8 protein-coding genes are annotated in these 12,200 nt (G+C 63.5%); 2 read left to right on the top strand and 6 right to left on the bottom strand.

Annotated elements, in window-relative coordinates:
* Window positions 1-28 precede the first annotated feature (28 nt).
* The 4 genes from G3N97_RS01990 to G3N97_RS01975 all read right to left on the bottom strand — a co-directional run bounded on the left by G3N97_RS01990 (window position 29) and on the right by G3N97_RS01975 (window position 4,855).
* Entirely contained in the window at window positions 29-1,354 is a 1,326-nt protein-coding gene (locus G3N97_RS01990; RefSeq protein ID WP_205991661.1) for a type II toxin-antitoxin system HipA family toxin, read from the bottom strand.
* A gap of 3 nt (window positions 1,355-1,357) precedes the next feature.
* The gene (locus G3N97_RS01985) at window positions 1,358-1,621 is read right to left on the bottom strand and encodes a helix-turn-helix domain-containing protein (RefSeq protein ID WP_205991660.1); all 264 of its coding nucleotides are present in this window, start codon (window positions 1,619-1,621) and stop codon (window positions 1,358-1,360) included.
* Window positions 1,622-1,753: 132 nt separating this feature from the next.
* Window positions 1,754-3,130, bottom strand: coding sequence for an LLM class flavin-dependent oxidoreductase (locus G3N97_RS01980; RefSeq protein ID WP_065059196.1), 1,377 nt, complete (start codon window positions 3,128-3,130; stop codon window positions 1,754-1,756).
* Between the two features lie 162 nt (window positions 3,131-3,292).
* Window positions 3,293-4,855, bottom strand: a complete 1,563-nt coding sequence (locus tag G3N97_RS01975) for an MFS transporter (protein ID WP_205991659.1) — start codon at window positions 4,853-4,855, stop codon at window positions 3,293-3,295.
* A 264-nt stretch (window positions 4,856-5,119) separates the two neighbouring features.
* Between G3N97_RS01975 and G3N97_RS01970 the strand changes: the two genes are divergently transcribed.
* Together G3N97_RS01970 and G3N97_RS01965 are read left to right on the top strand one after the other, a co-directional pair.
* On the top strand, window positions 5,120-5,956 hold the full coding sequence (locus G3N97_RS01970) for a MetQ/NlpA family lipoprotein (RefSeq protein WP_205991658.1): 837 nt from the start codon (window positions 5,120-5,122) through the stop codon (window positions 5,954-5,956).
* A gap of 176 nt (window positions 5,957-6,132) precedes the next feature.
* Window positions 6,133-6,513 carry a DUF427 domain-containing protein gene (locus tag G3N97_RS01965; RefSeq protein WP_205991657.1) on the top strand — a complete coding sequence of 127 codons (381 nt, stop codon included), beginning with the start codon at window positions 6,133-6,135 and terminating at the stop codon, window positions 6,511-6,513.
* A gap of 128 nt (window positions 6,514-6,641) precedes the next feature.
* Here the strand turns inward: G3N97_RS01965 and G3N97_RS01960 are convergent, their stop codons facing one another.
* Window positions 6,642-8,366, bottom strand: a complete 1,725-nt coding sequence (locus G3N97_RS01960; protein ID WP_205991656.1) for a ShlB/FhaC/HecB family hemolysin secretion/activation protein — start codon at window positions 8,364-8,366, stop codon at window positions 6,642-6,644.
* A 300-nt stretch (window positions 8,367-8,666) separates the two neighbouring features.
* Entirely contained in the window at window positions 8,667-12,179 is a 3,513-nt protein-coding gene (locus G3N97_RS40095) for a hemagglutinin repeat-containing protein (protein ID WP_346778005.1), read from the bottom strand.
* Between the last annotated feature and the right edge of the window lie 21 nt (window positions 12,180-12,200).

Below are 12,200 nucleotides of genomic sequence, written 5' to 3'. Positions count from 1 at the left end.
ATTGCGCGTTGCCAGTCGCTCGCGCGGTTTATTCCGCGAGCCGTTGCGCGGAAAAACGCAAGCCGTCGAACAGTTTTGCGGCGACGCGTTCCGGAAATCCCGCAGGCAACGCCGCGCTCACGGTTTCAATCGCGGCGGACGTGCGTTCGATCAGTCGATCGATAATTATTTCGGCATCCGAACCATAATGACAAAGCTGCGCCGTGGCGTTGAAATGCGCGCGCTTCACGTCGCGCATGCGGTAGTGCCGGCTCTTGCCCCACACCGCCATCGCCAGCGACGCCTTGTGCCACGACCACTGATTGCCGCCGTCACCGGCCACGGGCCAGATCGACATCACGTCATAGAGCGGCGCGAGCTGAAAGCGCCCGCCCGGCAGCAGACGCAGGCTGAAGTTCTTCGCGTGGCCGTCGGGCGCGGCCATCATCCAGTAGACGATCTGCGCGGCGAGAAACGTGTCGATATCCGCGCGCGCCTGTTGCGAGTGACGCAGCAGATCGGCGATCTCGCGCACGCCGGGGCCGCCGTCGGTTTCGTACTTGAAATGCGGCGCAACGCCGAGCGCCTGGCAAAAATCCTCCTGCGGCAGGCGCAGCAACGCACCGGTGCGCGAGACGGCGCGGTCGAAGCGCTCGACCGCGAGCACCTTCTGCGCGCCGAACGTGGCAATGCGCGCCGACGACACCGGCAGCCCGTACGCCGCGAGCAGCGCGAGACACAGCCACTCGTTCTCCACCGAGGTGTTGAAATCGACCTTGCGATGGCCGATCAGGCCGAGCGGCAGCTTGAGAATGTGCGTGGTGGGCGTGGCGCCGTGCGGCAGCAGCCAGCGGCCTTCGTGATGGAGCAGCGCGGTTTTTTCCTGCGCGCCCGCCAGCGAAATGCGCAGCGGCTCGTCGTCATCGTCGCTGCCTGCGGGCAGCGCGCCCGCCGTTTCGAGCAGCAACCGTTCGATGTCAGCTTCGTCGAGCGGCGTGCCGTCGATACGGCCCTGCGGCTCGGGCGTTTCGTCCTCGTCGAGCAGTTGCACCGCGCCCACGCAGTCGCGCCCGATCGCCTTGAGCAGATCGAACGCGTCGATCGACCCGGTGCGAAAGCGCGCGGCGATGCGGCGGCGAATCGGCATGCTGTCCGGCAGCAGATTGTCGAAGTAATGATGGACGCGCTCGCCGCGCAACGGCCGCTCGCCGACGCCGAACGGCAGCGAGAGCGACAGCGGCCGCCCGGCTTCCGAGACCTTCCACGCGGTGTCGTAACGCAGCTCGGCTTCGCCCGTCACGCCGAGCGTCCAGGTGCCGACGCGCTCGCCGTTCGCCCAGATCGACAGGCTGCTCGAATGCGATTTGCGGCCCATGCGCTACCACTCCAGCCGGTCTTCGCGCGCCTCCAGCACCCCGCTGGTATTGCGCGACTGCACGCAGAGTTCGAGTCCGTAGAGCGAAAGCAGCGTGAGCATCTGGGCCAGCGAGATGCTGGCCGTGCCGGTGGTTTCGAGCGCCGACAGGCGCGGCTGGCCGATGCCGAGCGCACTCGCGGCCTGCGCCTGGGTCAGGCCGTACTCTTTTCTGGCCGACAGCAGGATTTCGGCGAGCGCCGCCGGCGTATTGACGATGATCTTCATGGGATATTCCTGTGAAGCATAAAGCGATTATATGCCTGTGAGGCATAAACTACAAATATCGCTGATACGCATAAACAGGAAATATCACTGACACCGATAATAAGGGCGCGATATCGCGTCTGCCGGCCCGCCTCAAACCGTCTCGGTTTCCTTGCGCCGGAAGCCCGCGCCGGTGTGACGATCGGGCAGCGTATCGCCCGCGCCGAACAGCTTGTGGCGCAGCGAGCCCGGCTCGTAGGCGGTTTTATAGAGCCCGCGATTCTGCAACTCGGGCACGATCAGATCGACGAAATCCTCGTAGCTCTCGGGCACCACCGTGCGGCTCAGATTGAAGCCGTCCACGCCCGCCTCCTCGACCCACGCCTGCAACTCGTCGGCCACCTGCGACGCGCTGCCGACGATAGCCGGATAGCGTCCGCCCAGCTCGAACATCTCCAGCAGCGAGCGGCGCGTCCAGCCGTGCTGCTGCGCCGTGCGCGTGGCCGACTCGATGGCGTTGCCTGGCGTGTAATCGACCGGCGCATCGAGATCGTATTGCGCGTAGTCGATGCCCGTGCTCGCCGCGAAGTGCGCGAGGCCGGCCTCGCGGCTCGCGTACTGGCGGTAATCCGCGTACTTCTCGCGCGCTTCGCGTTCGGTCGCGCCCGGCACCACCGCCGCGCCGACGAACACCTTCACGTCGTCGGGACGGCGCCCCGCGCGCACGAGCTGCTCGCGCAGCGCCCGCACCGTTTCGCGCCCCACCGCGCGATTGGGCGGCGAAATGAACACGCATTCGGCGTGGCGCGCGGCAAAGCGCTGGCCGCGCCCCGAACTGCCGGCCTGAAACAGCACCGGCGTGCGCTGCGGCGACGGCTCCGCGAGATGGTAGCCGTCCACGTCGTAATAACGCCCCTTGTGCTGCACGCGATGCACTTTCGCCGGATCGGCATACACGCGCCCGGCCTTGTCGCGCAACACCGCGCCCGCTTCCCAACTGCCTTCCCACAATTGATAGAGGACGTCCAGGTATTCATCGGCGCGTTCGTAGCGCTCGTCGTGCGGCAACTGTTCGCGCACGCCCATCGCGCGTGCGGCGCTGTCCAGATAGCCCGTGACGATATTCCAGCCGATGCGCCCCTGCGTCAGATGATCGAGCGTGGAAAAGCGCCGCGCGAGCAGATACGGCGCCTCGTAAGTGAGATTGACCGTCACGCCGAAGCCCAGATGCTGCGTGGCCGCCGCCATCGCGGGTACGAGCAGCGTGGGATCGTTGACGGGCAGTTGAATCGACTCGCGCAGCGTCACGTCGACATTGCGCTGATAGACGTCGTATACGCCGACGATATCGGCGAGAAACAGCCCGTCGAACAGGCCGCGTTCGAGCGTGCGCGCGAGATCGGTCCAGTACGCGAGCTGGCGGTAATCGGCCGAGCGATCGCGCGGATGCGTCCACAGACCGTGATTGATATGGCCCACGCAATTCATGTTGAACGCGTTGAGCAGGATCGGCTGTTTCGTCTTCGGCATGACAGGAGGGCTTCGAATGGACCGGAATGCGCCTCGCCCGCGCGTCGCGCCGGGCGAGTCCAGCGGTCATTTGAACAGCCTGTGCCGCAATCCCCTACTAGAAAATCCGCGATTGCATATGAGCTTTTCGGCTATGCGCGATGGGCGCCGATGTCGTGATGCTCAGCCGCGCATGCAGGCCGGGCAATCGTCGGCGCGGCGCGCGGCGGCGGCCGCTTGCGGCGTGTAATCCTCGCCGTCGATGTCGTAGCCCGACGGCTCCCAGCGAATCGCCAGCAGCACGAGCAGCGACGTCAGCGGCGCGACCGCGATCACCCAGAACACCTTCGTGCCGAGCGCCGCCGCCAGCACCGGAAAGAGAAACAGCGAAATGGTCGACGACGAGCGCACGAGCGTCTGGTTGAACCCCACGCCGATGCCGCGCAGCGAAGTCGGATAGCTGAGCGACGCATACGTCATCGAATGCGAGCCGGGGCCGAAACCTTGCCCGAACAGATACGCGCCCAGCAGCAGAATCGCGAGCGCGACGAACGCCCCGCTCGACGGATGGCCGATCAGCGCGAGCCCGACCAGCGCGCTCACCTGCAACGCGTGTCCCGCCACGGTCATCTTCCACGCCCCGATAGTGGGCGCGGTGCGCACGCCAATCAACCCGCCGACGAAGGCGAACAACAGATTGAGCAGCAGCGAAGCGACGATAGTGGTAAGCGGACCCTGTTTGAAAAAGCTCGCGATGATGACCGGCAAGCCGAAGATGATCGCGTTATAGCCGAACGACGAGGCCGCGCCGATGGTCGCCGCGAGGATCGTGCGACGCCGGTAAGTGGCGTTGAACAGCACGCCGTAATTGCGCCACGAGGCGGCGCGCGGCGTGTGCTGCGCGATGTTGGCCTCGTCGCGCTCGACTACCGCGTCGACGCCCCACGAACGTTTGAGAATGCGCGCCGCGCCTTCCAGATCGCCCTGATTCGCGGCCCAGACCGGCGACTCGCTGATGTAGCGGCTACGCACCGCGATGATCAGCAACGCCGGCACCGCGCCGAACGCGAGCGTCAAACGCCAGAGCCAGCCAGCGTGATGCGCGGGCAGAATCGCGTAGAGCGCGAGAATCAGCAGATAGCAGGTGCTCGTGGCCGCGTACCACGCGGGGCACCAGGCGGCCACGCTCGCCGCCTTGTTGCCGCGGCCCGCCACGCGCGAGAACTCGGCGAGAAAGGCCATCGCCACGGGCAGATCGAGCCCCACGCCAAAGCCCATCAGGAAGCGCGCGCCGCCGAGCACCCACGCATTGGGCGCGAGCCCGGCCGCGATGGCGGCGACCACGAAGAACAGCATGTCGGCCATGAAGACGCGATAGCGCCCGATGCGGTCGGTCAGGTAGCCGCCGAACAGCGCGCCCAGAATCGCGCCGAACGTGATCGCGGCCGAGACGAAACCCACCTGCACCGGCGACAGCGCGAATTCGCGCGCGATGTCCTTCACGCCATAGGCGAGCGAGGTGAGATCGTAGGCGTCGAGAAACACGCCGCCGAGCGCGATGGCGATCACCACGCGCGCCTTGCTGCCCGTCTGCGCCCCTTCGTTGACGATGCGCGCGACGTCCTGCGCCGAGCGGATGACCGGCCGCGCGGGCAGCGCGGCGGCGTCGCTGCGAGTATCGGCGTGACCGTGAGGATCGGCGCGACCGGCGTGGTCGGCATGAGCGGGAACGGCGACGGTCGACATGAGCGAAATCCGGACAAAGTGACGATCGATGCATCGTAGTCATCGCCCGGTCCGCGGCAAAACGACGTATACGCATATGCTTCGCGCAAGACGTGCATTGCGCCATCGCGCCCTGACCCCGGCCCTTGAATCAATCGCTAAGCACGCGCCGCGATGTGCTTATCAGCGAGCATGCGATAACGAACGTGCGCGAAATTGGTTGGACGCGGCCCGCGCGCGCCCTAGCATCGCCCCATCTTTCACTCCGCCACGGGCGCCAAGCATATGAACAAGAACAAACGAACCCTGATCGCCGCGGGACTCGCCTCGCTGACGCTCGTCGCCGGTCTGTTCGGGCCGCTCGCCTCGGCGGCGCAGGCGGCGCAGACGCTGCGCGTGGGCATCATGTCCGGCGAGGACGAGGACGTATGGCGCGTGGTGGCCGCGAACGCCGCCCAGCACGGCCTCGACATCAAGGTGACGACGTTCTCCGATTACACGCAGCCCAACGAAGCGCTGTCCGAGCACGATCTCGACGCGAATTCGTTTCAGCACAAGCCCTATCTCGATGCGCAGGTGGCCGCGCGTCACTACACCATCGTGCCGGTGGGCTTCACCTACGTGCAACCGATCGGGCTCTACTCGCGCAAATATCCGTCGGTCGCGGCGCTGCCGCAGGGCGCGACCATCGGCGTGCCGAACGATCCGAGCAACGAAGGCCGCGCGCTGCTGCTGTTGCAGGGCCAGGGTCTCATCAAGCTGCGTAGCGATGTCGGCCTGCTGCCGACGGCGCGCGATATCGCCAGCAATCCGAAGCAAATCAAGATCAAGGAGCTCGACGCGGGCATCGTCGGGCGCGCGATCGGCGACCTCGACGCCGCCGTGGTCAATACCGACTGGGCGATCAAGGCCGGCATCCGCATTCCGCAAGAGCGCATCGCGCAGGAAAAGGTCGATGGCAGCCCGTATCGCAACTTCATCGCCGTCAACGAGAAAGATGCGAACGCGCCGTGGGTGAAGACGCTCGTGGCCAGCTACCAGCAGCCGAACGTGGCGGCGAAGATTCTCGCCGTCTATCACGGCGTGACGCTGCCCGCGTGGAACGGCGCGCCGCAGCAGTAAGACGCACGGCCGTCATCCGTTTGTCATGACCAGGCGGCGCCCTGCCGCCTGAACTCGCAGCGCGGCGTGCCGCAAGCGGCCATTTCGACTTCGCCCTACACTGGAGCGAGCGCCACACGCGGCAACCGCCACGGCCGTGCGCCACATGCCCACTGCCGACTGCGAGGAGCCGCGTCATGCAAACCAGATCCGTCAAGATTCCCGGCCCGGACCATCCGATCACGATCGAGCCACTGGCGAAGCACGTGGTCGTGAAGGTCGCGGGCCATGTTGTCGCCGACACGCGCCGCGCGCTCGAACTGCGCGAGGCGAACTACCCGCCCGTGATCTACGTGCCGCGCGAAGACGCGGACATGTCGCTGCTCACGCGCACCGACCACACCACCTACTGCCCGTACAAGGGCGAATGCGCGTACTACTCGATCGTGCCGGGCGGCGAGCATGCGGCCAACGCGGTCTGGACCTACGAGCGTCCGCACACGGCCGTCGCGGCGATCCAGAACCATCTCGCGTTTTATCCGGATCGCGTGGACGCGATCAAGCAGCTCGACGAGTAACCCTGAGGCACGCTCGCAGACCTTTCGTTCCGACCCCTTCATAAATATCAGAACGCAGGCGGGTTAACTACGCGAAAGCTTCGCCTGAGTTCATACGCTTGGGTTTCAGTTGCAAGGTCTTGCCGGTACTAGAACTGCCCGGTTAGCTGAAACCCGAGCGTCACACGCGACGCAGGAAAACCGGACGGTTTATAAACCGGCGTCCCCGCGAACACGTCATAACTCACCGTCACGAAGCGCGAGGGGATCGCGCCTTTAAGGCCGATGACCGCGCCCGCCAGTTGCGTACCGGCGAGATACTGCGCGGACGGTCCCCATACGTGGCCGTAGTCCAGCCCCGCATAGAACGCCTGACCTGTGCTGCCAATCGGGTATTGCAGTTCGTTGCGCCAATAGAATCCGCGCTCCGCCGCCAGCATCGTTTCCCCATCGAAACCGCGCACGGTGTAACGGCTGCCAATCGTCAAGTCGTCAATGTAGTTCAGTTCGTTCGCGGTGTACTGGCCGTGAACAGTGCCGACATACGCAAAGCGCTGGCCCGCGACCGCGAACGGCACCGACAGGTTTGCGTCGAGCGTCGCCATGTGGAAGCGGTACGTCGGACCATCCGCCGTGTCAGGCGACGCGCCGAGCCAGCCGATACCCTGGCGATAGGCGAGCGTGCCGTCGAACTGCGACGTGCCGAAATAATGCCGGTCGGTCAGGCCGAGTTCCACGAACGTGTTGTCGCGATGCTGTGCTGCGATTTCCGTATCTTCGATGAAGCTCGCGCCGAAGCGCTTGAGTAGCTGGAACTCCGCACCGAATACGTCACTCTGGCTGCGCCGCAAAACACGTTGCAGCTTGACGCCCGCCGTCTGCGAATTGCCGCTGACCACATACGTCTGGTTCACTCCTGCGACGTTCTCGTAATACGTGTTCGTATAGCCGAACAGCGTCGCGGTCCAGTACCCCCACGGTACAGAGTACGAACCATTCCAGCCGTGCGTGCCGACGCCGTGGTCACCAAACTGCAAATCCTGATTGAATCCGGCGGTCAGGATATCGTTCAGGCCAAGCAGGTTGTCGATGCCAAGCGTGACCGTGCCGATGATGCTGCCCGTCTCGCGCGTACCAGAGTCATCCACGGATGCGACGACCGACCAGGGTTTTGCGCGTTTGACTGCGATTTCTACATCGCTTTCGCCGGGTACGCTCGCGGGCACAAGTTCCATCGTTGCGTCCTGACTGCTTACGCGTTTCATCTGTTCGATGCCCTGCTCCAGATCGCGCAGGTTCAGCACGTCACCGTCGCTCGCGGGAAACGCAGTTTTCCATGTGCCGCGCATCGCCGCATCCTTGAAGCGCAGATTGCGGATGACGCCGGGAATGAGCGCGAGTTTGAGCGTGCCGCTCGACAGGTCCTGTGCGGGAAGCATCACCCGCGTGGTGACATAGCCCCGACTCAGGATGGCCTGCTGAAGCCCCTTGACCAGCGTATCGAGGCCACGCTTTCCGACGCACTGACCACGGTAGTGCTCCAGCCATTCGCGCGCGAACGCGAAGCGGTCCTGCGGCAGCGCGGATGCTCCTTTTGCGCGGATGTCGTCCGGCAACGTTGCAGGCACATCGAGCGCGAACGTGTCGATACGAAAGCATGGCGTCTCGACAGGCAGGTCCGGCCATTCACCTTTAGCCGGAACCTCTGAACGCACCGTAGGCGCGGCGACGGTCGCGTCGCGCTGCTGCTGAACCTGTTGATCCTGCTGCGCGTTCGCGCGCGCCGCCGCAACATCGGGCGGCGTCTGTGCGTGAACGGCGAGAGGAACGAGAACCCCGAGAGACACGGCGAAAAGTCTGTTCTTATTTTTCATAATTAATTACGACACCCGGCCTTGCTCAATCGACTCGGCAAGCATCAGCATCAGCGCCGAACTGAGAGCCAGGCTCGCACACCTACACCTCCGATTTATTCGAAGTAGAAACTACCCCACCATCAAAATCAAACACATTATCGCTTCAAATCCCTCAAAAAATCTTAGACAAGAAAGATGTAGAATAAATAAGTACGATTACAAAAAATATAGCGACGACGAAAAATTTATAGCTTTTCTTTTGTTCCGCCGTTTTTTTCTTCCACTCTTCATCACTCGGACCTGGAAACATAATTAACCTTATTTTTTATTGAGAGGAACGGAGTGACTCCACGGCGTAATAGACACCGATGCAGGCCCCTCTCCGGTTACACCAATCTCCACCGCCGTAGCGCCACCATATCCATGAGAAATCGCAACCACCGCATTCATCCCCCCAGGAGTTGGGATTGATACTGCAATTTGATTCCCGTCTCCGTCCATATAGTTGTTCACAAAATCGGCAACTGACCCACCGAACACCCACCCTATCGTACTGGATGCACCTGGCGCAAACGACGAAGGCCTAAACGACTGACTGACACCGAACGATCCGTATGTCGTTCCATCGTGGATATTCAGAGCTGCCCCCAGATTGAGATTCGCTGCTCCGAGGTTAAAGGTCACATAATCGGGACCAATCGCATTAATTGGCGATGCAGCCGCGTTAGCACCGTCTGCATTGACGGCCGCCATAACCAATTTTGGATCGCACGGAGCAGAACCGTCGCAGACCTGCGAAAGCATGTTTTTTCGCTTCTGCTGGTTGTACAACTCTACGTTCCCGGCGACGCTTGCGCCTGCGGCACCGCCAACCAATGCCCCGCCGAGGTCTGCGACGATATTCGATGCAAGGTTTCCGAGCACCTCAGAACCGGTGCCGGATGTTACGCCCTTCGAAATATCGTCAAGCTCTTCAGCCATCGCTGCCGAAAGACCCGCGCCCGCCGCGCCGCCGATTGCACCGTCTAACGCTGAACTGGCTCCGAGTCCACCTATCAGTGCGCCGCCCGCGATGTGCAGGCCAATGCGATACGCACCGCCCTCGCCCCAGGCTTTCGCCTCCGCGTTGTATTGTGCGGCAAGGTCCGCATCACCCGCTTTAGCCGCATCAATGGCGTTCTTTTGGGCTTCTGCCTCCTTCATATCGGCATACAGGCCGACGCCCTGCGCGACGACCTGTCCAGCCGCCTGAGCGGCTTGCATGAGGTCTGCCTGATCCGACAACATCGCGTTCACGTCCGGCGTTTTCGACACGGTGCCGTTCGTATCCGTGGTATCGCGGCTGAGTGTAGAAATGTCCTGCGTCTGGGCGGACTGGTCCGTGATGTTGATCGTGCCTGCGCTGATCGCGCTGCGCGTGGTCGCACTGTCGTCGCCATTTGAATCCTGCGAAATCATCGGCAGCACGCCGGGACTACCCGACACTGAGCCGGGTCCGACTGACTTGCCCGTACTGCCTCCTGATGTGCTGCTCGTCCCTACGCCGACCGAAATACCATTGGTTGCGGCGCTGTAATGCGACGAATTGTCGATGTTGCTGAACGTGAGCGTGCCCGTGGTCAGGCTGTTCTGCGACGCGTCGGCAGTGCTGGATATCACGCCTCCGGTCAGGTTCGTATTGCCGTTGACGTTGATATCGAAGCCGCCGTTTCCAGCCTGAATGCCTGCCTGCTCGTTCACCTGCGCATAGTTCGAATCCGCGTGGCCGTTCTGCGCCGAGACGCTCGCGCTGAAACTGCGCTGGCTCGCGGAGAATCCCGCGCTGAAGTTGGACTGGTGCGCAGCGCTCGATGCCGCATCCTGCACGCTCTCAATGTTGAGGTTGCCGCCGACGACCGCCGACACCGTACCGCCGCTCACATCCGATCCGATGATATTCGTATCGCCGCCGCTCACGATCGACACGCTGTTCGTGCCGGTCACATGCGTGTTGTTGACGGTCGTTTCCGCGTCGTTCGCGTCGCCGTGCGAATTCGATATCGACGCCTGACCGCCCCATCCACTCGTCCCATACGAGCCGCCGACGCTGTACCCGCTGGATGAATTCGTGCTCGCGCTGGAGAACGTGTCGGCCGTGTTCGTGAGGTTCACCTGATTCGCAGCGGCAAGCACAACATCGTTCGCGCTCACACCCGAACCCGCAATGTTCACATTGCCAGAACCCGCCGTACCATCACCCTTGGCAACAAACGCGGCAGTACCGCCCGCCGTGGCAGTCGAACCGACGCTCGTCGTGGAGTCCTCCGTATAGGTACTCGTTGACTTGGACGAGCCGAAATTCACCTGTACGCCGATGTCGGGAGTCGAACCCTTGGACTGTCCAACGCCTGCAACGCTCGCCCCGGCAATCCCAAGATCCCCCACCCCCGCCATCGAATGCAGCGCCGTCGCGCGCGAGTCGGTACCCGCGTCGTCGTGCGCCGCAATCGCTTGACTGGCAGCGCTATTGATGGCGTCGCCCACGCTGCCGCCCAGCCCGAACGTCAGCCCCGTGTCGCGCGTCTCCTGCCGGTCGTCGTAATGCGCGGTGTCCGTGGCTGAATCAATCGTGACGTTCGCCCCCGTGCCCGTAATGTTCTTCGCGGCGATGACGTCGCTGCCGGTGACATGCAAATTGTTGCCCGCCGACAGGCTCACGCTGCCGTTCGTGCTCCCGACCAGACTGCCGTTATTCGTGACACTGCTGCTGTTCGTCCACTCCTTCTGATCTTCCTTGCCGAAGCTACCCATCGCGCCCGCATTGTTCATCGCAAACAGGCCCGTCGTCTGTTCTTCGTGGAACGTGCTGCTCTGGCTGGTGTCCTGCGTCGTCGTAATCGTCAGGTCATGGCCCGCCGCCAGGCTCATGTCGCCCGTGGATGCGACCGTCGAACCCGCGATGGTCAGATCGTGCGCCGCATTCGCGCTGACGGTATTACCCGAAACGGTCGAGCCGACCGCGTTTGTCGCCGTCGAGGTCGAGCTATCCGTGATCCGGTCGCTGGAGATAAAACCGCCGGTATTTTTCTCGCTCCAGTTGCTCGCATCGTGCTCTTCCGACACCGCGCCGATATTGATATCGCCCGTAGACGCGAGGTTGACCGCACCGCCCGTTGCGCCGTTGACGCCGCCCGTCGTCACCGATGAGCCGGTAATCGCGAGCGTGCTCCCCGAGGACTGCCCCGATACGCCCGTGACAGCTTGCCCCGCCGCGAGCGTGACATCGCCGCCCGCGTTGATGTTGCTGCCCTGGGCTGTCTCATCGTAAGTGGTGGTCTTGTGATGCGCGATGCTGCCGCCCATCGACTGGCCGGTATATGTCGCGGTGTCCTTCGCTGCCGTGACGGTCAGATCACCCCCAGCGATCATCGTTGCGTCGCCTGTGGTCTGTACTTTCGCATCGGCGAGTGTTGTATTCCCACCGGACACAGTCGTCAGGTTGCCGCCCGTGGTGAGCGTGCTGCCCGCGTTCGTGGTCTGCACAGCATGGCCACCGTTCAGTCCGTCGCTGGTGCCGACATCCTGCGTCGCAGTCAGCGTGGTCGTACCCACGTTAATATCGCGGCCTGCCGCAATCGTCGTGTCGCCACCGCTCTGCACCGCAGCGCCGTTGATATCCACGTCGTGCCCCGCGGTCAGCGTCGCGCTATCCGAGGCGGAAATCGTGCCGACTGACTGCACGGCCATGCCCGACGCGCTGGACGTGAAGTCGCCATTGCGCACCGTCGCGCTCGTCTGCGCGGTCGCGCTCTCGTTGACGATATCGCGGCCCGCGCTTACGACCGTTTCCACGCCACCGACGCGCCCGCCGAT

The sequence above is a fragment of the Paraburkholderia sp. Ac-20347 genome, assembly GCF_017104805.1.
Lineage (GTDB): Bacteria > Pseudomonadota > Gammaproteobacteria > Burkholderiales > Burkholderiaceae > Paraburkholderia > Paraburkholderia tropica.
Note: the sequence above shows the minus strand (reverse complement) of the source record. Positions and strands in the feature narration are given on the sequence as shown.